The 24,380-nt window shown below is 63.4% G+C and carries 25 protein-coding genes; 13 read left to right on the forward strand and 12 right to left on the reverse strand.

Features of this window, described 5'->3' with window-relative positions; translation table 11 throughout:
* The first annotated feature begins 406 nt into the window (after positions 1-406).
* On the forward strand, positions 407-2,917 hold the full coding sequence (locus E3T19_RS06930) for an excinuclease ABC subunit UvrA (RefSeq protein WP_134408422.1): 2,511 nt from the start codon (positions 407-409) through the stop codon (positions 2,915-2,917).
* Between the two features lie 166 nt (positions 2,918-3,083).
* Here the strand turns inward: E3T19_RS06930 and E3T19_RS06935 are convergent, their stop codons facing one another.
* On the reverse strand, positions 3,084-3,674 hold the full coding sequence (locus tag E3T19_RS06935; RefSeq protein ID WP_134408423.1) for an ABATE domain-containing protein: 591 nt from the start codon (positions 3,672-3,674) through the stop codon (positions 3,084-3,086).
* Positions 3,675-3,770: 96 nt separating this feature from the next.
* On the opposite strand from E3T19_RS06935, the gene E3T19_RS06940 reads away from it, so the two are divergent.
* Positions 3,771-4,838, forward strand: coding sequence for an LLM class flavin-dependent oxidoreductase (locus E3T19_RS06940; RefSeq protein WP_134408424.1), 1,068 nt, complete (start codon positions 3,771-3,773; stop codon positions 4,836-4,838).
* 106 nt (positions 4,839-4,944) lie between these two features.
* Here the strand turns inward: E3T19_RS06940 and E3T19_RS06945 are convergent, their stop codons facing one another.
* A complete protein-coding gene (locus E3T19_RS06945; protein WP_134408425.1) occupies positions 4,945-5,787 on the reverse strand; it encodes an SDR family oxidoreductase in 843 nt (280 codons plus the stop codon).
* Between the two features lie 64 nt (positions 5,788-5,851).
* On the opposite strand from E3T19_RS06945, the gene E3T19_RS06950 reads away from it, so the two are divergent.
* Positions 5,852-6,232: a helix-turn-helix domain-containing protein gene (locus tag E3T19_RS06950; protein ID WP_088456571.1), complete on the forward strand. Its 381-nt coding sequence runs from the start codon at positions 5,852-5,854 to the stop codon at positions 6,230-6,232.
* Positions 6,233-6,266: 34 nt separating this feature from the next.
* Here the strand turns inward: E3T19_RS06950 and E3T19_RS06955 are convergent, their stop codons facing one another.
* Positions 6,267-6,647: a helix-turn-helix domain-containing protein gene (locus tag E3T19_RS06955; RefSeq protein WP_088456572.1), complete on the reverse strand. Its 381-nt coding sequence runs from the start codon at positions 6,645-6,647 to the stop codon at positions 6,267-6,269.
* Positions 6,648-6,725: 78 nt separating this feature from the next.
* Between E3T19_RS06955 and E3T19_RS06960 the strand changes: the two genes are divergently transcribed.
* Positions 6,726-7,127, forward strand: coding sequence for a nuclear transport factor 2 family protein (locus E3T19_RS06960; protein ID WP_134408426.1), 402 nt, complete (start codon positions 6,726-6,728; stop codon positions 7,125-7,127).
* A 43-nt stretch (positions 7,128-7,170) separates the two neighbouring features.
* Here the strand turns inward: E3T19_RS06960 and E3T19_RS06965 are convergent, their stop codons facing one another.
* Positions 7,171-8,598 carry a PepSY domain-containing protein gene (locus tag E3T19_RS06965; protein ID WP_134408427.1) on the reverse strand — a complete coding sequence of 476 codons (1,428 nt, stop codon included), beginning with the start codon at positions 8,596-8,598 and terminating at the stop codon, positions 7,171-7,173.
* Between the two features lie 68 nt (positions 8,599-8,666).
* On the opposite strand from E3T19_RS06965, the gene E3T19_RS06970 reads away from it, so the two are divergent.
* From E3T19_RS06970 to E3T19_RS06980, 3 genes are all read left to right on the forward strand, one after another.
* Positions 8,667-9,275: a DUF5134 domain-containing protein gene (locus tag E3T19_RS06970; RefSeq protein ID WP_134408428.1), complete on the forward strand. Its 609-nt coding sequence runs from the start codon at positions 8,667-8,669 to the stop codon at positions 9,273-9,275.
* 81 nt (positions 9,276-9,356) lie between these two features.
* Complete coding sequence (locus tag E3T19_RS06975) at positions 9,357-9,719, forward strand: BlaI/MecI/CopY family transcriptional regulator (RefSeq protein ID WP_255455319.1); 363 nt, start codon at positions 9,357-9,359, stop codon at positions 9,717-9,719.
* A 10-nt stretch (positions 9,720-9,729) separates the two neighbouring features.
* A complete protein-coding gene (locus tag E3T19_RS06980) occupies positions 9,730-10,575 on the forward strand; it encodes a M56 family metallopeptidase (protein ID WP_134408430.1) in 846 nt (281 codons plus the stop codon).
* 14 nt (positions 10,576-10,589) lie between these two features.
* Here E3T19_RS06980 and E3T19_RS06985 read toward each other — a convergent pair whose 3' ends face one another.
* The 3 genes from E3T19_RS06985 to E3T19_RS06995 all read right to left on the reverse strand — a co-directional run bounded on the left by E3T19_RS06985 (position 10,590) and on the right by E3T19_RS06995 (position 15,097).
* Entirely contained in the window at positions 10,590-12,860 is a 2,271-nt protein-coding gene (locus tag E3T19_RS06985) for a cation-translocating P-type ATPase (RefSeq protein WP_134408431.1), read from the reverse strand.
* The gene (locus E3T19_RS06990; protein WP_166788815.1) at positions 12,850-14,736 is read right to left on the reverse strand and encodes a cytochrome c oxidase assembly protein; all 1,887 of its coding nucleotides are present in this window, start codon (positions 14,734-14,736) and stop codon (positions 12,850-12,852) included. The genes E3T19_RS06985 and E3T19_RS06990 overlap by 11 nt, the downstream gene beginning before the upstream one ends.
* A 154-nt stretch (positions 14,737-14,890) precedes the next feature.
* The gene (locus E3T19_RS06995) at positions 14,891-15,097 is read right to left on the reverse strand and encodes a heavy-metal-associated domain-containing protein (protein WP_134408433.1); all 207 of its coding nucleotides are present in this window, start codon (positions 15,095-15,097) and stop codon (positions 14,891-14,893) included.
* Positions 15,098-15,362: 265 nt separating this feature from the next.
* On the opposite strand from E3T19_RS06995, the gene E3T19_RS07000 reads away from it, so the two are divergent.
* Positions 15,363-16,007 carry an isochorismatase family protein gene (locus E3T19_RS07000; protein WP_370294257.1) on the forward strand — a complete coding sequence of 215 codons (645 nt, stop codon included), beginning with the start codon at positions 15,363-15,365 and terminating at the stop codon, positions 16,005-16,007.
* Between the two features lie 250 nt (positions 16,008-16,257).
* Here the strand turns inward: E3T19_RS07000 and E3T19_RS19620 are convergent, their stop codons facing one another.
* Positions 16,258-16,566: a helix-turn-helix domain-containing protein gene (locus E3T19_RS19620; RefSeq protein WP_166788816.1), complete on the reverse strand. Its 309-nt coding sequence runs from the start codon at positions 16,564-16,566 to the stop codon at positions 16,258-16,260.
* On the opposite strand from E3T19_RS19620, the gene E3T19_RS07010 reads away from it, so the two are divergent.
* Together E3T19_RS07010 and cynS are read left to right on the forward strand one after the other, a co-directional pair.
* Positions 16,514-16,969, forward strand: a complete 456-nt coding sequence (locus E3T19_RS07010) for a hypothetical protein (protein ID WP_241980060.1) — start codon at positions 16,514-16,516, stop codon at positions 16,967-16,969. The two genes, E3T19_RS19620 and E3T19_RS07010, sit on opposite strands and share 53 nt — an antisense overlap.
* On the forward strand, positions 16,956-17,393 hold the full coding sequence (gene cynS / locus E3T19_RS07015) for a cyanase (RefSeq protein WP_088456577.1): 438 nt from the start codon (positions 16,956-16,958) through the stop codon (positions 17,391-17,393). The genes E3T19_RS07010 and cynS overlap by 14 nt, the downstream gene beginning before the upstream one ends.
* A gap of 53 nt (positions 17,394-17,446) precedes the next feature.
* On the opposite strand, the gene E3T19_RS07020 is transcribed toward cynS, so the two are convergent.
* The gene (locus E3T19_RS07020; RefSeq protein ID WP_088456578.1) at positions 17,447-18,361 is read right to left on the reverse strand and encodes an HAD hydrolase family protein; all 915 of its coding nucleotides are present in this window, start codon (positions 18,359-18,361) and stop codon (positions 17,447-17,449) included.
* 86 nt (positions 18,362-18,447) lie between these two features.
* On the opposite strand from E3T19_RS07020, the gene E3T19_RS07025 reads away from it, so the two are divergent.
* Entirely contained in the window at positions 18,448-19,395 is a 948-nt protein-coding gene (locus tag E3T19_RS07025) for a GlxA family transcriptional regulator (RefSeq protein WP_166788817.1), read from the forward strand.
* A 23-nt stretch (positions 19,396-19,418) separates the two neighbouring features.
* Here the strand turns inward: E3T19_RS07025 and E3T19_RS07030 are convergent, their stop codons facing one another.
* Positions 19,419-20,633, reverse strand: coding sequence for an MFS transporter (locus tag E3T19_RS07030; protein WP_134408437.1), 1,215 nt, complete (start codon positions 20,631-20,633; stop codon positions 19,419-19,421).
* Between the two features lie 387 nt (positions 20,634-21,020).
* On the opposite strand from E3T19_RS07030, the gene E3T19_RS07035 reads away from it, so the two are divergent.
* Positions 21,021-21,299 carry a hypothetical protein gene (locus E3T19_RS07035; protein WP_088456580.1) on the forward strand — a complete coding sequence of 93 codons (279 nt, stop codon included), beginning with the start codon at positions 21,021-21,023 and terminating at the stop codon, positions 21,297-21,299.
* Between the two features lie 751 nt (positions 21,300-22,050).
* Here the strand turns inward: E3T19_RS07035 and E3T19_RS18920 are convergent.
* The gene (locus E3T19_RS18920; RefSeq protein ID WP_166788818.1) at positions 22,051-22,209 is read right to left on the reverse strand and encodes a hypothetical protein; all 159 of its coding nucleotides are present in this window, start codon (positions 22,207-22,209) and stop codon (positions 22,051-22,053) included.
* Positions 22,210-22,409: 200 nt separating this feature from the next.
* Between E3T19_RS18920 and E3T19_RS07040 the strand changes: the two genes are divergently transcribed.
* Positions 22,410-22,577, forward strand: coding sequence for a sigma factor-like helix-turn-helix DNA-binding protein (locus E3T19_RS07040; RefSeq protein ID WP_240632206.1), 168 nt, complete (start codon positions 22,410-22,412; stop codon positions 22,575-22,577).
* Positions 22,578-23,141: 564 nt separating this feature from the next.
* Here E3T19_RS07040 and E3T19_RS07045 read toward each other — a convergent pair.
* Entirely contained in the window at positions 23,142-24,362 is a 1,221-nt protein-coding gene (locus E3T19_RS07045) for an MFS transporter (protein WP_134408438.1), read from the reverse strand.
* Positions 24,363-24,380 lie beyond the last annotated feature (18 nt).

Genomic DNA, 24,380 nt, shown 5'->3' on the forward strand with positions numbered 1-24,380 from the left:
GCTGACAAAGTCCGCGGCCGATTCTTATCCACAGGAGTCGCGGGAGACGGTACCCGACGATCCAACTGATTTCAGCGCGCTCGATTCACCTGGACAAAAAGCGAGCAGTACATTCCACTCCGGTCGCTCCGTGATCACCACACCCACCTAGTTACGTTGAGGTAACGGGTTACCCAATGCAATCCTTGACGAATCACCGCGGCAAGTAGACATACAGAGCGCGACTATGCACCACCTGTTGTGGCGGATACCGGCTTCGGCGTACCCGACAGCGGCGACGTGCCAGCAGCGATGATGCCTCTTCGGCCCAGTACCGAACTGGAGTCGACCGTGCGGTAGGTTCAAGCTCGAGTTGCCTGAACCCAACGTTGCAAATGACACACTGAAGGCTCCAAGAGAGACAGATATGACCATCAGTCAGCCGACGTCGATCAAAGTTCGTGGTGCTCGAGTCCACAATCTCAAGAACATCGATGTGGATGTGCCCATCGGCCGTCTCGTCGCGATCGCGGGTGTGTCCGGTTCGGGGAAGTCGTCGCTCGCGCTCGGTGTTTTGTATGCGGAGGGCTCGCGTCGCTACGTCGAGGCGCTTTCGACGTACACGCGTCGACGGATGTCGCATGCCACGCGTGCAACGGTGGACTCCGTTCAGCATGTACCCGCCGCCTTGGCGCTCCGGCAGCGGCCGGGAGTGCCCGGCGTTCGGTCGACATTCGGTACATCGACGGAGTTGCTGAATGTGCTGCGGGTGATGTTCTCGCGTCTCGGTTCCCACTTGTGTCCCAACGGGCATCGCCTTGCTCCCACCATCGACGTCGCTGCGAATAAGGACCTGGTCTGTCCCGAGTGCGGTGCCTCGTTCTACCCGCCCGGCGCCGAAACTCTCGCGTTCAACTCAGACGGCGCCTGCACCGTCTGCACCGGCACAGGCACAGTGCGCGACATCGATGATGACACTCTTGTCCCCGATTCTTCGAAAACTATCGAAGGCGGAGCGGTAGCTCCGTGGGGCATGTTCGGACTTTCCGTGATGCCCCAGGTCGCGGCCGAACTCGGCGTGCGCATCGACGTACCGTACCGGGACTTGACTGAGAAAGAACGATGGATGGTCACGGATGGCCCCGCCGTGAAGCGGGAGATCCGGGTCCCCTCGAAGTCGGGAAAGCTCTTCGACCTGAACTTCACCTACCGCAGCGCCAGGCAGGCCGTCCGCGAGGCGATTGACAATGCGACCAGCGAAGCTGGACTCGGTCGCGTGAACCGGTTCATCACGGCACACGCGTGCCCGTCGTGCCACGGCACTCGGCTGTCGGACCAGGCGCTCGGAAGCGAAGTCGACGGCATCAACCTCGCTGAAGCGGCCGGAAAGGACCTCGACACGGTGCTTTCCTGGGTATCGACGATCCCGAGCACAGTCGACTCCGATCTGCAGCCGATGGCATCGCTCATTGCCGGCCAGTTCGCCGAGATGGGCCGACGTCTGCTGCAACTGGGCCTGGGATACCTGACCCTCGACCGTGCCAGCTCAACGCTCTCCACCGGAGAACGCCAGCGGGTGCAACTGGCTCGGGCCGTGCGCAACGAAACCACCGGGGTCCTCTACGTCCTCGACGAACCGTCCATCGGCTTGCATCCGGCGAACATCGACGGCCTCATCGGAGTGATGCGCGACCTGCTCGACGACGGGAACTCTGTCGTCCTCGTCGATCACGACGTCCAGGTGCTACGTGAAGCAGACTGGATGATCGAGATCGGACCAGGCTCTGGCGCGACGGGCGGAACGGTGCTCGCGCAGGGAACCATTCCACAGATCGGCGCCAATCCCGCTTCCCTGATCGGCGAATACCTCACCGGACGCGCCGACGTCATCACCAGAACGCGCGCCGGCGAAAAGGAGGTATTCGCAGACGGGACGATCCGACTCGTCACATCCGCCATGCACACCGTCCACGCCCTCGACGTCAGCATCCCGAAGGGTCGGCTCACCGCAGTGACCGGTATGTCCGGCTCGGGCAAGACCACTCTCGTCCTCGACAGCCTTGTCCCCGCCATCGCCGCGGCACATGGGGGCGGTGCGTTACCTTCGCACGTCCGGAGCCTGGACGCTGCCGGCCTGGCAAGCGCCAATGTCGTCGACGCCACCCCGATCGGCACTAATGTGCGCTCCACCGTGGCAACATACAGCGGCGTTCTCGACGAACTTCGCCGCGCATTCGCAGACACCCCCGCAGCGCGCGACAACGGCCTGAAGCCGGGCGACTTCTCGTACAACACCGGTTCGCTCAAGTGCCCGCGATGCGAAGGCACGGGCCAGGTCGTGCTCGATGTCCAGTTCCTTCCCGATATCGACATCCCCTGCCCCGATTGCAACGGCACCCGATACAGACCTGACGCCGACGACATCCGAATTGCCACACGGCAGGGCGACCGCACTCTGCCCGAGATCCTTGCCACCACCGTCGCGGACGCTGCCGAATTGTTTGCCGACCGCCCCCGTATCAAGAAGAAACTCCAGACCCTCGTCACGCTCGGACTCGGGTATCTGACACTCGGCGAAGACACTCCGTCGCTTTCCGGCGGCGAAGCGCAACGACTCAAACTCGCAACCGAGCTCGGCCGAAAGCACACGGGCACCCTCTTCATCCTTGACGAACCTTCGGTCGGCCTTCACCCGCTGGATACCCGAGTGCTCCTTGGCGTCCTCGACCAGCTTCTAAAAACAGGTGCGACCGTGATCATCATCGAGCACGACCTCGACATGATCGCCAACGCCGACTACGTGGTCGACATGGGCCCGGGCGGCGGCACGGCCGGTGGCCGCATCGTGGCCACCGGCCGCCCGGAAGAGATCTCGAAGAATCCCGAGAGCGTCACAGGGCGATACCTCGCGGCGTCGATGCGCGGTTACGAGCCATGAGCGTGTGCAGCCACTGAGAACGGCATTTCGCGATCAGTGAGTGTGGTCCCGGCCGAAACACCTCGCCGCGATCGCACGCGCAGGCTGTGTCCCGTTCCCGATGCGCCAGAGGCGAGCCCCCGATTACCGGCGCCGCTCACCGTCGTTCGAGCTTGACCCTCTCCCGTCATACGGCGGGAGACTGGTCCTGTTTCCGGGCGTAGGCGCGATTGGCCCGCTGCCTGGCGCCGCAGCGTTCCGAGCACCACTGCCGCCTTGCGTGCGTTCGAATCATGAACCGATCACAGGGTGCGGATGCGCACTGCGCGATGCGATGCGCATCCGGGCCAGTCAACAACGCAGCGGCATCCTCGGCGATGTGGGCCATGGCGTGAGCGACGAGCTGGCTCGTTGGATGGCTCGGAACCCGGAGCAGCCCTGCGTCGGGGTCGAATCGCAGCAACGACGCGCTGGGCACTGCGGTCAGGGCGCGGTTGATGCCGCTCAATGTTTCGGCATTCGGCGCGACACCTTCGGTGTGCGACTCCAGCGCGTTCCGCAGGTTCGCTCTCAGATCCGTGAGCTGAAGTTGGCAATAGGCCAGCAATCCAGTATGGGCGGGTGCGAGGGCGTGCATGACGAGCCACGCGGTGGCACTTTCCGGGCTGTTGAGCTCATCGACCCGCTGCCCGCCCGGGAGGGTGACGATGCTGTTGACCAACGCCAAGCACGGATGCTCGGCGGTGCCCGGAGCGAGGGGCAATGGAACCTTTGTCATAGCGCTCACGGTATCAGTTGCACTTTGCCGTGATGAGACCTTAGAGTGAATTGTCACGTCAAAACCAATATTATTCCGTGACAAGTTAGGTAGTATATGAACAATCCGAGCCCTTCCGGCACCGCCCCCTTCGTTTTGTCGATACTCGACAATGCATTCACCGGGGTTGGCCACCCGGTAGAGGAAACCTTCCACGAGATGATCTCGCTCGCGCAGCTGGCCGACCGGCGCGGTTACCAACGGTTCTGGATGTCCGAACATCATGCAATGCCCGGTGCCGCCGTCTCGTCCCCGCAGCTGATGGTGGCTCGGCTCACCGGCGAGACCGAGCGCATCAGGCTCGGCGTAGGCGGGATCATGCTGCCCAACCACGTGCCCCTGGTGGTCGCCGAACAAATCGGCATGCTCGACGCGCTGGCTCCAGGACGGATCGATCTCGGCCTCGGTCGGGCTCCGGGCACCGACGGAGCAACCGCTGCGGCCCTGCGCCGTCACCACACGGCGAACGACGAATTCCCCGAGCAAATCGACGAACTGCTCGGATTCTTGGGCAATGACTTTCCGCCGGATCACCCCTATCGTAATGTGCCCGCCGTGCCGGGCCCGTGGCAGGCGGAGCAGAACCGGGTCCCACGATCGGAGACCAGCGCTGATATCTGGGTTCTGGGATCATCGACCTACTCCGCGCACGTTGCCGCCCGCCTCGGTCGGCCCTATGCCTTCGCACTGCAGTTCGGCAGCGCCGACATCCTGAATGCCATGCGGATCTACCGCGAGAACTTCCGGCCGTCTTCGTTCCTCGCGGAGCCATACAGCCTGGTCAGCATCGGGGCGATTGCTGATGAGAATCCCGCCGAGGCGCGGCGCCAGTCGACGTCCACCGCCATGGCAATGCTGAGGATGTTCCAGCGTAAGCCCTTCGCGCTGCTTCCTCCCGAGGAAGTGGAGGCCTTCCAGGCCAACGTGCAGGAGCGACAAATCATTGAGGAATACACCGATCGGACTCTTCATGGAACCGCCGGCCAGGTGGCCGCAGGCCTGGAAGAGCTTCAGGCACAAACCGGTGTCGACGAGGTGATGCTGGTGGTTTCGGGATACTCGCGCCGTGCCCAGTCCCGCACGGTGGAACTGATCGCCGACCACTACGGCATGCCCACCCACTGAGGGCGGTGATTCGCGGGTAGATAAAGCGGTAGAGCCAGTCCTCGCGGACTGGCTCTACCTACAAGGTGATTCAGGGACGGTTAGCAACCCGGTGATCAGATCCAGGTCAGGCTCGGACGTCTCGAAGCCACTGCTCGATGGAGCGCGGTTCGATACCGAGACGTTGCTGTGCACTATTTCCCATTTCGATCTCCTCACCGGTCTGAGTGAGCCTCCAGTGGTAGGACGCAACAACCGGGTCGGCCCCGGCTTTGCCGAACAACGGCGTTATGAGGGCACCGAAGTCGTCTGGATCCTGCGCCTCAAAGCTCACGCTCCGGTCAAGATACGTTCCGAAACCCGTTGCCAAGTCGTCCCCAAGAAGACCGGGAAGAGCTCCGACCGCGACCACACCGGTGACCTCGGGCTGATCGAAGAGTCGAACCACCACGTCGGCGATGTCCAAGTGCGAACTCCACGACACACGGTAGTCGTCACGGATCGGATAACGCAGCATTCCCTCTTCACGGGTGGGTCCAGTCACTGTAGGCAGAAGGAGGTTCTCTAGGTAGAGCCGGGGTTCAACGATGGCTACTGACACACCGCTCGCCATGAGTCCCCTCACGAGAACCGACGCGGCGTCCTCCCCCGCCTCGGTCGTGTTCACGCGGTACCCGCTGGTAGAGGCGACCACCCGTGCGGGCTGGGCGCGCGTGACGGCCTCAACGATGGTCCGCGCGTGGGCGAGTTGCTGTTCGGCAGTCCCGATCGGCAGGTGCACGAAGAGGCCCTCGACTCCGCGGTAGGCCTCTTCCAGGGACTCGACCGAACTGAAATCGACGGCGACGGCGTCGCCCTCATAGTTGGATGGGTTGCGAACCGCGGCTGTGACGTTCTTGCCGGCTTTGCGGAGGGCTGCGACGACGGGGCCGCCTTGGGCGCCCGTGGCGCCGTGAATGAGATAGGTCATGGGAACCATTAGTGCACGCGATGCACCAGTTACGTCAACTGCACTAATGGAGTAGCCTCAAAATATGACATTTTCCGGTGCGCCCTGGCCAGAATGCGGCATTGCTCGATTCCTGACCCTGCTTGATGGCCCCTGGGCGACGCTCATCATCAGAGAGCTGCTGACCGGGCCGGCGAGGTTCACTGAGCTGCGCGATGCACTGACTGGCATCAGTGCCCACACTCTCACGAACCGGCTTCGACGATTTGAGACCTATGGATTGGTGACCAGGACCGTGTACGCCGAGATTCCTCCTCGTGTGGTCTACGAGCTGACGGCGTCAGGTGAGGCGCTGCGCCCCGTGTTGGAGGCGATGAACACCTGGGCGGCCACAGTGCCTCTGATCGACGCTGAAGGCGCCGTCCCGCTGCCCGCGTCCTGTGTGACCGAACCCGCGAGCGCGTAGCGGACACCAGGACTTCACGTGGACGCCGGTTGCGTCACCTGTCCGTCGGCCGTTGATCGTAAGCGTCTCGGGCGTCCAGAACCGCTTCGATGTGCTGCTCCGCCCAGATGCCCAAGGCGGTCAGAGGCTCGCGTAGCGTGCGCCCCAACGACGTGAGTTCGTATTCCACTCGAGGTGGCATCTCGTCGTACGCGGTCCTGGTGAGGACCCCGTCCCGTTCCAGGTCGCGAAGCGTTCCCGAGAGCACCTTGCCGCTGATGCCCCCGACGCTCTCGCGGATGGCACCGAACCGGGCCGGGCCGTCGCTGAGCGTGATGACGATCATCGCGGTCCACTTGTTGGCGATCTTCGCCAACGAGGTTCGGGAGGGGCAGGTAGCCAACATGACGTTCCATACCGGGGCTTCGTTCGACATGCATCTCCTTAGTTACGTTGAGGTAACAAGTTACCATCTGTGACTATGGGTGAACACACCGACGAAGGAGCCACCAAAATGACCGAGCCCACCCCCGCAGCCGTTGCTGAGACCTATTTCGCCGCCCTCGGCCGCGGCGATATCCCCACCGTGATGGCCCAGTTCAGCGACGACGTCCTCTGGCACCAGCCCGGCGATCACCAGTTCTCGGGAGACCACCATGGCGTGGGCGGGGTCGGCGCCCTTCTCGGCGGAATGATGGAAGCCAGCGCAGGCAGTTTTCAGCTCGCCGTCGCCGGTGCCCCGATGGTCAATGGGGACCTGGTCGCCGTGCCGGTGCGGTTCTCAGGGAACAGTGCCGGAGCAACCATGGACATGGCCGGCATCGATCTGCTCACGGTCCGGAGCGGCAAGATCGTTGAGGTGCACCTGTTCTCCGAAGACGGCCCCGCTGAAGATGCCTTCTGGGGTCTGAAGTAACCCACTGACAGCGCTGTCGATCTGACTCGCGTGGGCGACTCGGTTACGCCGTTCTGAAGAAACGGCGCAACCGGGGCACCCTGCGGATCAGCAGCTGGTCCAGCGCGAGGACGATCAGCAGCGACAGCCCGAACATCGGCAGGAAGATGCCGAGGGCCGTCATTGCCACGAGCAAGACCCGGTGACCCCACACTGGCAGCTTGGCACGGGGAGCCGCAGTCCCGGAAGCCGTGCCACGCCGAGTCCACCACATGATCGGCCCCGACACGCACATGAAGATCACCGCCAGACAGAACAAGGTTGTTGCGATCATGTTGACGGCCCCAAAGCGTCGCCCCTCGTGCACAGCGATCCCTTGGGATACGACCTTGGCCACCGCACTGTAGTCGTCGTAGCCGTAGCGAGCTGCTATCGCACCGGAGTACTGATCGACGTGCACGGTCTGCTCTTGGGTCACATCGGATTCAGCGGCGTTTCCGTTGTTGTCCCACTGACCACCTGTCACGCTGAACACTCCCGTGTCACCATCGGGATACATGACGGAATAGGGCTCGGGGGCGCCGGCAGCGGTCGCCGCGGCGACCGCGATATCGATCGAGATCGGCGTGCCGCCACCAGCGCTGGCGCCGAGTGGGCCGTTACCAATCGCCCAGCCCGCCTCCGCGGAGGTTCCGTTTGTCTTCTCCATCAGGTCGCGAATCGTCGAGTCTGCCCCGGGATCCTCGCCCCACAGAGAAGCGGAGGTGTCCGTTGCGACCTGCTGCGCTAGCGTTCCCCAGACTCCAGTCCAGGGCAGTCCCGAGACGACCAGCATCAGGATGCCCAGGCCCACGGGCACACCAGCGATGGCATGCATTCCCCGAATTCGTGAACCCGTGACGTTCTTGTTTCTTCCTGCTTTTCGTGGCCGTCGGCCGAGGAAGAAGATAATGAACCCGCTAATACTCAGGACAATGGCCCAGCTTGCCCCCAGTTCGACGATGCGGTCGCCGATCCCCTCGTCGCCCAGTAGCAAGTCTCCGTGCACCCGCTCTGCCCAGTCGGAAACAAGTTGGTCCGATGTCAGGTCCCCGGTGACTGTAGCGGTGTAGGGGTCGACGTAAACGTTGCTACTGCTGCCGTCCACCAATTCCGTCACGAAAATCGTGGACCGATCGCCCGTGGCGTCGACAAGGGAGAGAACCGTTCGATCGGGGAACGCGGCGCGGACGACGGATTCCTGGGCAGAGAGGGGCACGCGCACCGTACCCTGAGGCTGAGTGACAGTAAGCACACCGGGGTGGGTGAACGCGTCGACCTGACTCCGGAACATGTACGTCATACCAGACACAGCGAGCAGGAACAGGACGGGAATCACGATGATCGATCCGTAAAAGTGCCACCGCCAGAATGCGGCATACCAATTGGTGCCGCGTCTCTTGATTGGCGCGTACGGCGTCCCGGGCCTGGCCGGTCGGTCAATGGCGGTCATGCCGACCTCTTTCTCTCGATCTCAGACTCAGACTCAGACTCTACAAGATGTAGAGGTAGGGTGGGTGCATGATCGGATCTCCGTGGGACTTCATCCTGACAATCGCCTTCTTGTTCACCGCCGTCGTTTGCTTGAGGGTTCTCGTCCAGCATCGGATTGCATCCCGCTCACGGTATGAGGGGCTGACGGACATGGGGTTGATCCATCTCAATCACGGTTTGATGAGCATCGCGATGATCGTGATGGTCTGGGTGTACGTCATAGATGCGGTTACGTGGGCGCAGGTTGCGCTGTTCGGAGTTTTCACCCTCTCGTTGTTCCCGCTTTTCGGCAGAACGAAGCCGCTCGCCGGCAAAGTGGATCTCGTCAGTCATATCGTCATGGATGCGGCCATGATCTGGATGCTGGCGGCGATGCCGCTACTCATGGCTGGAGTCATGGGAGGCGAGAGCAGCTCGGCCCACGCCAGCCACCACGGTGGAGGTGCCGGCGCGATGATCTCCGCCACGCCAGTCTGGGCAGACGTCGTCAACGTGGTGTTCATCGTCGCCTCCGGTGCGGCAACGCTGTGGTGGCTGTGCCGGTTCTTGGGCGTGCGAGGGCACCGCCTTCACTCGTTGTGCCACACGGTCATGGCGGCGGGAATGGGCGTGATGCTCTTTCTGATGAACGTGTGAAGTGATCTCGGGGCCGATGCCTTCCACCCCGCTCGGTCACGCCCTGTAAAATGACAATAGAGGGAAGGTTTGGGTAGACAGGTGCGACGCAACAGAGGCGAACTTGAGGGCATAGTTATGCGCGTCCTCTGGAACTCGAGCGTTCCGCTATCGGCGAGAACCATCTGCGACTCCTTCCCGACTGAGGGCCCCACCCCGGCGCTCACCACGATCCTCACCGTGCTAGACAGGCTCAGCACCAAGGGCGTGGTGACCAAGTCCCCACTCGGAGCCAGCGGCGCCGTCTTTGCAGCGACACATTCCGAACCCACCTTCGTCGCGGATGCCATGGAGTCTGCGCTTCACTCCAGCAGCGACCGCAGCGCGGCCCTGTTGCGCTTTGCCGGTTCATTGGGGTCTCAAGACGCCGATCTCCTCAGGCGCGCTCTCGGCCCGGAAGAGTAACGGACACGTCGTGACGATCGTCGTTGTGCTCACCCTCGCCGCGACGGCATTCCTCCTCATCGGCGGGGCGCCGTATCTGCTCGTGTCCGAGCGCGTGACCACAGGCAGCCCTCGCTTGGCGCTCCTAGCGTGGTACTCAGTGTTTTTGGGCGGCTTGGCCTGTATCGTCGCCAGTCTGACCATCACCATCAGCGCGATCATGGCGATGGCCGGCGCTCCCAGCAGCTCAAATTCATGGCTGATCCCCACTTCCCTGGTTTTACTCGGCTGGGTCGGGCTCGCCGGGGTGGGCGCGCTCGTCGCGTTGGTCATGGCTACGGCGGAGCCCCTCGCCGACGCCGAGCGGCGGCTGCACGCTCAGTTCACCCTGCTGTCAGCGGCCTCCGACTGCCGCAACCTGTATATGCACGGCGTACGCGTGACGATCGTGCCGTCCGCGCTACCAGTTGCCCTTTGCACGCCCGGGGCCGACGGCGGAGTTCTGGTCTCGTCGCGACTGGAAAGCGAACTCAGCCGGGGACAGTTTCGTGCCATCGTCGAGCATGAAAGAACACACTTGGTACAACGGCACGGTCGCATCTCGCAGCTGGCTCAGCTTAACCGCATGTGCCTGCCGATGATCCCGGGCGCGCGCCGCCTCGAGGAGACCACTCGCCTTCTTGTCGAACTCATCGCCGACGATGCTGCGGCCCGCCGGGTGGGGGCGGTACACACGGCCAACGCTCTGCTGAAGGTCGGGGAGCTTCTCGGCGACGATTCGATGCTGCTGCGCGCCCGCAGAGTCGCGGCCCGCCCGCCCCGTGGCAGCGTGGGAGCCGCTCGAGCACGCCGGTACGCCGCTCTTGTCGACATCTGACGCCGCTCTACGCACTAGCCGACATGGTCTCCGGGTTCGAAGTTGCGCAGGCGCAGGCTATTGGAGATCACGAACACCGACGATGCCGCCATTGCCGCCGCCGCGATGAGTGGGTTCAGCAGCCCCGTCGCGGCCAACGGGATGGCGGCTATGTTGTAGCCGAATGCCCACACCAGGTTGCCCCGAATGGTGCGAAGCGTGCGTCGGGCTAGCAGCACGGCGTCGACCACCACCCGCAGGTCCTCCCGCACGAGGATGATGTCTGCGGCCTTCATGGCGATGTCTGCGCCGCGCACCATCGCCAGGCCCAGATCTGCCGTCGCCAGCGCGGCGGCGTCGTTGATACCGTCACCCACCATCGCCACACGATGGCCGGACTGCTGCAGGCGTTCGATCACTGCGGCTTTATCGGTGGGTAACACACCGCCGATGACCTCGTCGATTCCGATCTCACCGCCCACGGCCGTTGCCACCACGACGGTGTCGCCCGTGAGCAACACCGTGTGCAAACCCAGCTTCTGCAACGCGGCGATAGCGGGCGCGGCCGAGGGTTTGATCGTGTCGGAGAGGGCGATGATGCCGATGGCGGCGCCGTCTACGGCGACAACAACAACGGTGGAACTGGACTGAAGGGCGTTCGTCAACTCATCATTGCCCTCACCAAGAATCACCACGCCCTGGTCTGTCATGAAACGTTGGTTGCCGATGAGAACCACCGTGCCGTCGACTGTTCCTTTTGCACCGAGACCGGTCAGCGCAGTGAAGTTCTGTACCGGAGCAATCTCGGCCAGCTCGTCTCGGGCCAAGCCCACGATTGCTTGGGCGATTGCGTGCTCGGAGGCCGCTTCGATCGCGCTGGCGGCCCGCAGTACCGACGGGCGGTCGTGGGAGCCGAGCGGCACGACGGCTACAACCTGCATGTCGCCAGTGGTGACCGTACCGGTTTTATCGAAGACCACGGTGTCGATGACGCCGCTGGCCTCGAGGGCATCCTGCCCTTTGATCAGCACACCGAGCTGGCCGCCGCGGCCTACTCCCACCATGAGCGCGGTGGGGGTGGCGAGACCCAACGCGCACGGGCACGCGATGATGAGCACGGCAATTCCATTACCGACGGACGTGGAAGCATCGGCTCCGGACCAGAGCCAAGCCACGGTGACCACCACGGCCAGCGCTATCACGATAGGAACGAAGATCGACGACACCTGGTCAGCAAAGGTCTGGGAACGGGCCTTGCGACGCTGAGCGTCGTCGGTGAGCGCCGCCATTTGCGCAAGCCGGGTGCGCGTTCCCACAGCCACGGCACGAATGCGGAGCCGCCCGCTCACATTCACGGTGCCACCGATCACACTGTCGCCGGGGCCGACTTCGGCAGGCGCGGACTCGCCGGTCATAGCACTCGTGTCCAGGGTGGACCTTCCGTCAGTCACGATGCCGTCGGCGGGCAGTCGTTCACCTGGCAGCACGACCAGGGTGTCGCCGACCCGCAGCTGTGCAGTAGCGATGAGTTGTTCGTCACCGCTCTCACCAACAATCCGAGCCTGCCGAACGGCAAGGTTGCTAATGGCATTGAGCACGTCTCCGGCGCGCCGGCGCGAGCGTGTTTCGAAGTATCGCCCGCCGAGCTGGAAGGTGACCATGCCGGCAGCCACATCGAGGTAGATCGAGTCGGCGCCTGCTGGGGTCACACCAAAGCCCAACCAGTAGCCCGGTTCGGTACTGGGCGCGAATACCATGCAATAGACCGCCCAGCCGAACGAGACCACAGTTCCGAGAGAGACGAGAGTGTCCATGCTCACCGAGCCGTGCCGCAGGTTGCGCAGGGTGGCCTTGTGAAACGGCCACGCTGCCCAAGTGACGATAGGGAGCGCGAGGAGGATACAGACCAGTTGCCACCCCACGAACCTGAAGTCGGGCACCAGCGCCAGCAGAATGGTGAGATCGCACAGCGGGATTGTGAGCAGCGCCGAGATGGCCAAGCGACGCCGGAGCGACGAGATCTTCACCTCGGTTGCCCGCAGGGACCAGGCGTCGTCATCGCCGCTTCGCACGGCAGCGCTGTACCCGGCCCGGGCCACGGCGTCGAGGGCAAGCTGCGCCTCCGCTGCGGGCAGGCCAGATACCAGCGCCCGTTCGGTCGCGAAGTTCACCGACGCAGTGACGCCTTCCAGCTTGTTGAGCCGGCGCTCCACGGCATTCGCACAAGCCGAACAGGTCATTCCGCCCACGTCGAGTTCCAAGTATTCATCGGCAGGGGCGGTACGGTTCAGCGACTCAACGCTCATGGGCAGATCCTTCGGGGAGGTTCGGGCTGGTGGGACGAGCCGCCTCGCGGCGGGCGAGCGTGGCCAGCATGTCGTTGAAAGCGTCGAAGCTGTCGTCCATACCGGTATCCAGATGCCTGTCGGTGCGGGACGCCGTGCGAGCGTCCTGTCTTGCCCACTGCGTGACTAGGGCGATCACCACCACAATGAGCGGTAACTCCCCGGCCGACCAGGCGATCCCGCCGCCGAGGTATTGGTCGCCGGCAAGATCGGTCATCCAGGGGGCGTCGATGTAGCGGTAGAAGGTCTCGGCGATGATGTCGGTCTGGGTCATGATCACCACACCGAAGAACGCGTGGAAGGGCATTGCGGCCAGCACCAGGCCCAGTTTGCCGATGTGCGGTAGCGGGCGAGGGGGATGGTCCACGCCGATCACAAGGCTGTAGAAGAGGTACCCTCCGAGCACGAAGTGCAGGTTCATCAGCTGGTGCGACCAGTGGTAGCGCAGGGCTTCCTGGAAGATCGGAGTGAGGTAGATCAGGTAATAGCTGCCCACGAAGGAGATGAAGACCCAGAGCGGAGCGTACATCGCCCGGGTCATCCGCCAGTTCAACAGGCCGGTCAGCCATTCATGAGGGCCGGCTGGTTCGCTGCGTTTGCGGGGGGCTAGGGTGCGGAGGGCCAAGGTCACCACGCCGCCCAGCACGAGCAGCAGCGGGCCGAGCATATTCAGGCTCATGTGCATCAACATGTGCAGGCTGAACGAGACCGTGGAGTACCGGCCCAGGCCCGACGAGGTAGTGAGCACGAGGACCACCCAACCGAGCACCCAAGCGATCGTGCGGCCGACGGGCCACACGTCGTTGCGGCGACGCAGTCGCAGCACACCCAGAAGATACGCGGTCACCGCGATTGTCGCCATGACGGCGAAGAGGATATTGAGGCGCCAGGCCGTAATCAGCACGCCGAAGGTGGGAGCCTCCGGGACCTCGAAGCCGAGAAAGAGCTGCTCGATGGAGGTAGGCACAAAGTACTGCGGCGGCGGGATCCGGGTCATCATCACGGTGACGCCGAGTGAGACCACCAATAGTACAGATGCCGCTATCAGACGGCCGGGCACCGCCCCGGTTGCCGCGGGGGCTGCCAGCGCCTGCGCGGTCAGCTGCCGGCGGACCTGCCGGGCACCCAGCACCGCGAGGGCGGCGAGAATAGCAAAGTTCACAAGGAAGAGCAGGCCGGTGGGACTCGCGAATGGGGACGACCCGGCAAGCTCAAAGACCGCGATCACCAGTTGAGAGGCCGCAACCGTCACGGCGCAGCAACAGGACAAGATTGTGAATCGGACAACGGCCAGAGGAGAGCTGGTGCGGCCACTCCGCCAGCCCAGCACCATACCAACGCTCGCGCCGAGCCACAGTGCCATGGCGGGCGTGCCGAGCATCGCCGCGTCGCCGCCGAGGTCATGGTTGGGTCCCACGAGCACCTGGGTAACGAGAACCGGGGTGAGCAGCGCCAGCGCGGCTAACACGGCCAGGACCAGGCTCGCCATCCAGGTCTGCACGAAATTCGCGGCACAGAAAATCGTCAATGCAAGCACGGTGACGACGATCCAGGCGCCGGGTAGGTACGAGGCCTGCACCAAGTACGGCAGAGCGCCGGGTTCCAAGAGCCTGGACAGCGGGGCGCCACTAGCGTCTGCGGCATCCACGGCGATGAGCGCAGCCGCGCCGACGGTCCAGACCAGTGCGCTCCAGCGCACAATGACGAGGTCGGCCCCGTTTCGGATGAACATCCGTTGTTTCCCCGACCGCGGAACGACCAGCGTCACCACGGCGAGCGAGCCAATACACAGGGCACCGGCAAGGTCGACGACAAAACGCAGGACGGCACTGGTCACTGACGTTTCGAGGCCTGGATAGCCGCGGTTCAGTGCTGCGTAACCGGAGTCCCCCCTGTTGACGACAACCACTACCACCACGGCGAGAGACACCAATGCGGCCGCGGCCATCCACCAGTCGCGTGAGATAGGGGACGTGGGAGTTGCGCGCGTGTCAGACATCGAGGAGGTCGTAGCCTGCCTCGTCCACCGCGGCAGCGAATGCCACTGTCGGTACAGTCTTGGCGCTCGTGACGATGACAATTCCCGTGCGGTAGTCCGATGACACCTCTGAGACACCCTCGATTGCGCCGACCTCACGCTGAATCCGACCCTCACAATGAGCACAATGCATCCCGGCGATCGTGAACTGGGTCTGCATGGGGTCTCCTCCGGGTTACCGATAAGTGCGCGACTTACGCACTCCAAGCACTCTACGTCTTGTAGAGTCAACAAGCACTCTACGTCAACTGGAGCAGCCCAAACGTTTGGAGATCACACTTTCCAACGCAAAAGTGGTGAGATATCGGTCCCGTCTCAACTGGCCTAAAGTCATCGCATTGCGTCATGTGAGCCAATGGTGTGCCGTGAGGGAGCACGGGATCATAGAGGAAACGCAGTTAACGCTGCCCGAACGTCTGGACCTAATGACTATGAACACACCCCGTCGCGCACTGATCCTCGTTGACGTGCAGCAGGAGTATTTCAGCGGACCGCTGGAGATCAAGTACCCGGCTCACCAGGACTCCTTGCCGAAGATCACCGCCGCCATCGACGCGGCCACGTCCGCAGGAATTCCGATCGCTGTCATCCAGCACAGCGCTGGAGATGAGGCACCTGTCTTCAACCCGACGATGGCCGGTTTCGCGCTGCATCCCGAGATTGCGAACCGCCAGAGCCCCGGGTGGAAGTCCGTGACGAAGCAATTCGGCACGGTCTTCGCCGGCACGGATGTTCTCGACTGGCTGCGGGAGCACGAGGTCGACACGATCACCCTGGTGGGCTACATGACCAACAACTGCATCATCGCCTCGGCCGCCGAGTCCGAGACCCACGGGCTGACCGCCGAGGTCCTCTCGGACGCGACCGGATCCATCAACATCGCCAACGATGCGGGCTTCTCCGACGCGAAAACCGTGCACACGACCCTCATGGCGCTGTTGAACTCGAACTTCGCCGCGGTCGCCACCGCCCAGGCCTGGACCGATGCGATCGCAGACGGTTCCGTGCTGCCGAAGGACAACCTCGGCAGCTCCGCCGTCCTCGGCGCCCAGCGAGCAGCCGCACTCTGAGTTCACGAACCCGAAAGTCTCGCCTCCGTACTTGCTAAGCGTCCACTATCAGGGTCCTTCGCGGTATGACCACCGGATACTGCCCCGGACGCCGCCACGGCTTGTCAAACGGACGCATTTGCGTCTTCCGTTCGATACGAATGCCCCCACACCAGTGGCTGTGGACTGTACTACCCGCAGACGTGCTCAATCTGGTGATCGTCTGAGGTGTCACAGGTGGGGCGCCTCAGACTCGCGAGCCGCTCCTCGACTAGCTTTCGTCAGGTGCGTGCAAGGAGGAGTGCCGGGAGGGTGGTGTGCCGTACTGGCGCCGGAAGGCGCGGGCGAACGCACTGGGCTGTCGGCATCCTCTGTCGAACGTTGCGCGTGGCACGGTGTTACCGCGGTCTATGAGGTGGCGCGCGAATTCGAGGCGTACCGCCCGGATCGTGGCTGCTGGAGTCGTGCCCGCTGCCGCGAATTTCATCTGCAGAGTCCTCACCGAGATGTGATTGTTCGCGGCCAGCGTGAGCGCATTGAAATCTGGATCGGCGATGTGCTCCCTGATCTGGCGGCGCATCTCGGATCGGAGGGCTGTGCGGGTGGGCGCTATCCCGAGGCGCCGTGCGGCTGACCTGACCGCGTCCTCCGGCGTCCACGGGCGCATCGCTAAGCGAACGGCGAGCCTGAATGGTGTGGAGGTCACGCAAATCACGTTCCACGTTGGCGCGCGCTGGTCCGCGGACCTCAAGGAATATGCGGGCACCGATCTGTGCGTGCTGCCACACGTAGCCCTCGTTACCGCCGGAACCCTTGCCGTCGAGATGAGAGACGGTGAGCATGCCGAGTTCTCCACCGGAGACGTGATGCTGCTCCCGCCCGAACACGATGCGTGGGCCGTAGGAGAAACCGATTGCACCTTCGTCGAGTTCTCCCGTGGCAACGACTATAACGACGGCGAGGTAACGCATGGAGAAGGGTGAGGCGGGAGAGCTGGCGAACCAACTGCGCATCAAAATCGGGCTCACCTGGGAGGACCTCGCGTCGGCTATCTCCCGCCCACCGGTGTGGACCGCGGCCGCGATTCTCGGCTTCCACCCGATTCCGGCCGACCAGGCACGTGCGCTTGGCGAGCTGCTGGGTTTGGACGACGACGCCGTCACAGCGATGCAGCGTCAGCCCTCCCGCACAGCAGACGACTCGCTAAGGAGCGATCCAACGATCTACCGGTTCCACGAGCTCCTCCAGGTCTACGGCCCCGCACTCAAAGAACTCATTCACGAGGAATTCGGTGACGGGATCATGAGCGCGATCAATTGCAATGTCGAACTCGGCCGCGTTGCTCACCCCGACGGCGATCGAGTCCGGGTAACCATAGAGGGAAAATTCCTCGCCTATCAATGGTAAAAGCCGGTTCACGTGGGGGTGTTCGGTCTGACGTGGAGACGGCCTGGATACCTCTACCAGACGCGCTCAGGCTCTTCCACGTCGGGACGCACTGGTCGAATTTCTGGACGTGTCAGGCCTAGAGCATCGAAGCCGAAGACTATTCCTTCACGGTCAGGGCCTGGGATGACCAGGTCGGCCAGCCGGAGCAACGCTTTCGGGGATCCTTCAACGGCGACAGCAGTACCAGCGAAGGCGAGCATCTCAAGGTCGTTGGTCCCATCCCCGATGGCAACGACGTCGCTTTGGTCGATTCCGAATCGAGCGATGACAGCGGCGATACCGACCGATTTGTCAACGCCGGGGATGTACAGCTCACCCGCCCTATCCTTCAACCCCGTGATGGAACTCGGAAGTGCCGCGATATCGATGCCGATCTCTTCCGCGAGGACGGGAACCGGCACTCTGGAGTCGAAAATTGTGACTTTACCGAACGAACAATCGTTGAGGTCGTTAGGTATCTGAAGTGACGCGAGGATGTCGCTCGGCCCCTGGCCATCGCCGGGAAAGGCTCCAAAGAGAATCCCGTGTATCCGCTCGCGACTTCCGGGCGGCCCGAAGATCGCGGTGGGTGCTTCGAGGACGTAGGTGACGTCGTATTTCTCGAGGACGGAGATCGTTCTCGCTGCTAGGTCAGCCGAAAACCGCTGGTCAGACCAGACCTGCTCGTCAACCTCAATATAGCCGCCAGCAGCAGCGACAAGGCCGTCGAATCCGACGGCCTGCACGTTGCGAGCGAGCATCGATTTCGGTCGGCCCGTGCACAGGAATATCTTGTGGCCGTTGGACCGCGCTCGACGAACGGCTTCTACGTGAGCGGGTGGGATGACTCCTCGATCAGCGAATGTCCCATCGAAATCGATGAACACGGCCTTGGCGGTGACTCTGTCAGCGGAAGTGGGTGTTGGGGTAATAACTGGATGGGGCACGTCTCCACGCTACCGGTCTTGTCGCCGTCTCCGCGACTGGCCCGTGTGCAGTATTACGATGGCATCAGGCCAGAGAAAGGGTTTCTGTGAAGATCGCGATCTACGCATTCGATGGTGTCCCGATGTTTCATCTTTCGGTGCCGCAGATGGTCTTCGATGAGGTGAGTCGGCAGGGGCTGGCCCAGTGGGAAACAGTTCTGTTCTCCGACCGCGCGGGCTCGATCCGCACTGCCGAGGGGTACACCTTGGGCCGGGTTATGGGTCTTGACGCTGTCCTTGACGCCGACTTGGTCGTCGTCCCCTCATGGATCGACGACGGCCGGAAGATCCGGCCTGCATTCCGGGCAACGCTTCTCAGTGCCCACGGTCGCGGATCGACGATCGTCGGGCTGTGCCTCGGGGCGATCGCCGTCGCCGACCTCGGCCTGCTCGAGGGCCGAAGTGCGGTGACGCACTGGCACGCCGCCGGCGACCTGGCCCGGAGACATCCGGGCGTCACCGTAGACGCGGACGTGCTGTATCTCGATCACGGCGACGTGATGACGTCGGCGGGTACCGCTTCCGGTATCGACGCGTGCCTGCATGTAGTCCGGACGCGCCTCGGCGCCGAAGCGGCGAACCGGGTCGCGCGAAGCTTGGTCGTCGCACCACATCGGGAGGGCGGGCAGGCGCAGTACATCGAGCGGCCCCTGGCGCACCAAGCCGCAGCCGACCCCATCGCCGTCGCATCGACCTGGGCCCTGGAAAATCTTGGGGAGGATCTCGGCGTTGACCGCCTCGCGGCCGCGGCGCACATGAGCCGCCGCACCTTCGTACGGACTTTCCGCAACGCCACGGGGGCGACACCGGCCGCGTGGGTAAGGTCTCGCCGACTCGATGAAGCCAGACGGCTTCTCGAGACGTCGGAACTCTCGGTCGATCAGATCGCCGCGTCGTGCGGATTCGGCAACCCCGTTACCCTGCGCCAGAACTTCGCCGCCGCGTTCGGCAGCACGCCGTCGAGCTATCGCCGCCGGTTCGACGCCCGGGCGTGACAGTCCGCTTCAACCGTTCCGGGTCAGCGAAGCGCCGCACGCACTGGCAAAGGCGACCCAGCACGATCGGTCAAAGCCTCGGGAGGCCTGACGACAGGGGTGATGAATGCAGCGGCCGCCACTAGGACGAGCGGGGCGATCAGTGCCGTCCTGAGACTGGAGTGTTCGCCAACGAACCCGATGAGGGGCGGCCCGACGAGCAATGCCACGTATCCGACCGTGGCCGCGAAGGCGACGCGCCTGGCGGGGTCTCCCTCTCCTTCTCCTGCCGCGGACAACGCCAAAGGGAAACCCAAGGACGCGCCCAGGCCCCAGAGGACGACGGCCGCTACTGCGGCGACCTGGCTGTCGACGAAGATCACCAGGGCCATGCCCACAACGGCGCTGAGGACACCGACTCGCAGAACAGGTGCACGGCCAAAACGGGCGACGAACGCCCCACCGACGAAGCGGCCGATCGTCATGGAGGCGGCGAATCCGGTGTACACGGCAGACCCCGATGTGGCGTCGAAACCGTGGCCGTCGACCATGACTAAGGGGAGCCAGTCGCTCGCGGTCCCTTCGGTGAGCGCCATCGCGAGCACCAACGCAGCGATAAGAAGAAGGCGCGTGTCGCGCCACAGAGGCAACCGAGGCGCCGCCGCCGTGAGCTCCGCTGCCCGAAGAACCTGCCCGGTTCCGCGCGGGATACGCGGAGCAGCCGCGCCCATGACGACGACGGTGACGACCCCGATCGCGGACAAGTGCCACAACACCGGGACGTCGGTCGCGGTGAAAGCGATGCCCGCACCGGCACCGACGAGAGTGCCCAGACTGAAGAAGCCGTGCAGGGCAGGCAGCACGGGGCGGCCGATGGTCTTCTCGATGTCGGCGCCCTCGACGTTCATCGCGATTTCCCCGCCCCCCATCCCCAGCCCAAAGAGAAACAGGCCGATGATCGTCGCTGTGGCCGACGATGAAGCTGCCCCGACGCCGATCGTCGGCATGCTCAGGATGACCCCGATCGTGCCCGCGAGCATCACGGGCCTCGCTCCCCAGCGCGCGACGGCAGGACCGGACGCAAGGATGCCGATCATCGACCCGGCGGACAAGCCGAGCAGGATCAAGCCCATCTCCGATGTCGTCGCGCCCAGCAGATCCCGGATGGCCGGCGTCCGAGTCACCCACGAAGAGATCGCCAGCCCGGGCAGGGCGAAGAGGGCAAAAAGTGCCAGGCGGCGCGAGTGCAAGGTCGTCATGGTTCATTTCTCGGTCGTGGATACAGCGGTCCGGAATCAGCATTGAGATCACGAATGCCGCCCTAGGCCGAAAGCACGGCCTCTCAAATTCTGCAGGCGGCAGGCGATCTGGACCAGTGGCCTAGAAACCAAATACCGATGAATACGAGCCACAGGAAACGTGAAGACGTCTCCCTGACGTGCGCCACGACATGCAGTTCGAAGACCCCGACCACACCTTCGCTGCGGGCGAGGACGTGCTGTAGCCGGTCGCCCCTGCCGGCATTCGCCGGTGCGTTCAATGATCCGCAGTGGGGCACGAGGTACCCGCCGGCTTATCTATAGGAATGTCTTTTCTAACGGTTCGGGGACGTGCGCCGGCGCTTGGCGATACGACAAGATAAGGGAATGGATCGCGCGTCAAACTACCTGATCGCAGACCTCGAGGAGCCATCAGGCACGCGCACTCGACGCCTGCTTCGTCGGGCATGGGCACTGATCCGCGCAGCATCGGGTGACGTCGAGATCGACGCCGACCTAGTCATCCGCCGGCGCGCGAGCGGAGCCGAGGTTCTACGCACTGCCGCTGACATCGGCGAACCCCACTTCTTGTTGGAGACTGTGCGCCGCGACCTCGAAACCAAGACCGTCGATGAGTTCGTGCGCGAATGGCGCGTCTTCGACTAAGGCGCAGCCCGCTGGGCGTCGGGCCCCACGTTACGAGATACCTCTCGGCTCGGCCGCAGCAGTGCGACTAATCCGACTGTCAAAATTCATCTCACCATCTCGCATCCGTAGGGCTACGAGACGCTCAAGGGCTGGCTTGTCGACAGACTATATTTCGCAGGCGGCGTTCCCCATTCTGTCGAGTCCTTCTAGCAGCTGTCCGATCTGCTCGGCACAGCTCTCACTCGCACGGAGGACGACGGCCCGGTGCTTGCTCGCCGCTCCCCCGTCGCCGACTTAGAGGATGCAGGGATACCTACCTGCGCTCAATCCGTGCATGACGGCAAGCCACGCGAATTTCGACACCACGGATCGGCCCTAAACGTCTCTCAACAGGGCTTTCGCGTGCGCTCGTTCTAAATGAATTTGTTGTCTACAACAGCACTGTGGCCAGATACTCTGCCGAGAATGTGATTATGTTAACAACAAAACCCCCGCTTGACCGGGGGTTGCTACTGCTGGGGTACCTGGACTCGAACCAAGAACAAACGATAGCCGTCTCGAGCTCTTCGTCCACCCACAACTGGGCCGGAATCCCGCGGATTTCCGCGGTTTTCATGGGTCTAGTGTACGCGCTGGCACGGACGAATACGGGCTCATTCTGGTCACACAGCGAGCTATCTGGTTCGTTTCTGGTCACACCGCCGACCGGTTCTGGGACTGCCGGAGAGCTAACCTACACGCGCTGCCCTCGGCAAAGCGCGACCTGAGGTCAGAGTGAGGTGGTGTCCGTTGCCGGCGGGTTCTCGTTAGGAGTATCGCTATCGGTGTACTCGCCCTCTGCCTGCGTCTCGTCGGCGTCAATTTCCGGCGTGCCGGCCGCTGCCTCGGAATCGGTGTACTCACCATCAGCGTCGTCGTTGATTTTCATGGCTCTCCCTCTCGAACGAACAATCAGTCTATGTCGCTGGACTGACCAAGGACAGGCGTACGTGATGTGCCGTGTCCCCTGTCCGCCTGCGGACGACCCTACGAGATCCGGGAACGCTGTCCTTCGACACCCCGGCACAGTCGAAAGTAGTCCCTTAGACGTAGTGCAGCTTCTACTTCAAAACGGCGCACTGTCTAGCGTTGGCTAGCTTCCCCCTGGATCAAGAACGGGCCTGGCTCATGCGTGAGTTCGCCGGCTGCAGCTACGCAGATATCGCGATCGAACTCGTCGTTCCAGAGTCGACAATGCGCGGATTACTCGCCCGATCGCGTCCCACCCTCGCCGACGAACTGGCCGCCTGGCTCTAGCCAATAGCCGACGCCCGGCCGATGGACTCCTGTTCTATGGACCGCGGAGGAACTGCGGCGGCCGGCGCGCGCAGCGCCGCCCGCGACGCCCTTCGCAGGAAGCGCGTTAGCCGTCTGCGTCCGTGGCTCGAGCCGAGTAAGTGCTAGTCATGCGAACGGACTCGTCGTCAGAATCTTCGACGCCTATAACGGGACCACGCCAAAGGAGTTCGTTTGCTCGCGCATGCACCCGGGCGCTATCAAAACTGAACCCACCACCTGGATGGCCTACGACCGTCAATTCGATCTGGTCTGCCGATTCGAGTTTGCCGGAGAACGCGATGTGCGCTAACTGCTGCGCCAGAGTCTCCTCAGCCTGATCGGTCGGAGCCTTGAGAAGGTCTCCTCCGAGTTCACCCAAACTTGAAAAACAAGAATTTGGCACAGATCGCTTCCCGTCATCGGCACGATCGTGGTTAGTCCCTAGATCCCACGGCACGCGCGCCTCCCCCATCTCTATCCATGCGCCGCGACCGTCCGATTGTGGCTGAGACGGGCGTCGTCTCGTTCATGTCGACGCAGGCATCACTGATTCGTGGTGACAGGCGTCTTGTCTTTCACAGAAAGCATCGTGAAGACCAGGGCGACCAGAGCAGTACCGGCTAGGAGGAGTAGTCCGATGGCGTAGCTGTTTTCCGCAGCGTTGTAGGTGGCCCCCATCACCAGCGGCGGAAAGTACCCTCCCAGCCCGCCGGCCGCGCTGACGATGCCGCTGACCGCACCCACCCTGGCGGGCGGTGCGTTTCGTCCGATCCAGGCGAAAACTCCTCCGGCGCCGAGGCCGAGAGCCGAGGCCATTGCGACGAAAGTCAGGCCGGCAGGGATCTCACCGTCGGGGCGGAGATTCACCACCCAGGCGAGAACTGAAACGGCTGCGATCGAGCCCATCACAACCGGTTTCGGCCCGATGCGGTCGGCAAGGATCCCTCCGACGGGGCGGAGGATAACGGCGGCAACCGCAAACCCCGCCGTCCGGGTTCCGGCGGCAGTGAGGTCGAAGTCGTAGATCTGGCGCAGGTAGGTGGGCAGGTAGGTGGAAAAGGCGACGAATCCGCCGAAAACCAGCGCATAGAGAAAGCTCATCTGCCAGGTCACGCTGAGCCGAGCAGCAGCAGCGAGCTTGGGCAGGAAGGGATCAGTGCTGGCCGTGAATCCTGGGGACTCGGCCATGAAGAGCCACACGATGACGGCAACAACGATGAGGAGCACCGCGAGGATGAGGTGAGTGGGAACGTATCCGAACCGTTCCACCAGGCGAGGCGTGAAGAATGCCGACAACGCGGTACCGCCCATCCCTGCCCCGAACACGCCGGTGGCGAAGCCACGTCGGCTCGGCGGGTACCAGTGACTCACGAATGGGATTCCCACGGCAAAAACGGTTCCGGCCACGCCGAGCAACAGCGCGGCGGCCACCAGGAAGACGTAGGTGTTGAGGGTTCCTGCGATCGCGACGAGCACCAGAGCAGGGACGGATGCTAGTAGCACCAGTGCGAATAGGATGCGTCCGCCGAATCTGTCAGTGAGCACGCCCACCGGGATCCGGCCGATCGATCCGACAAGCACAGGCATCGCGACGAGCACTGATGTCTGGGCCGGGGAGAGGCCCATTGATTCGGTGTAGCGAATGCCCAGCGGCGACACGCTGGTCCATGCCCAAAAGCACACGACGGATGCGAGCGTCGCGAGGGCGAGGTTGGTCCCTCTACTGTGGTGTGCCCTCTGCCGTGCAGAGGTTCTCGAGCCCATCGGTGTGTCCATCGCCGC

This window comes from Cryobacterium sp. TMT4-31 (genome assembly GCF_004403385.1).
GTDB classification, from domain to species: domain Bacteria; phylum Actinomycetota; class Actinomycetes; order Actinomycetales; family Microbacteriaceae; genus Cryobacterium; species Cryobacterium zongtaii.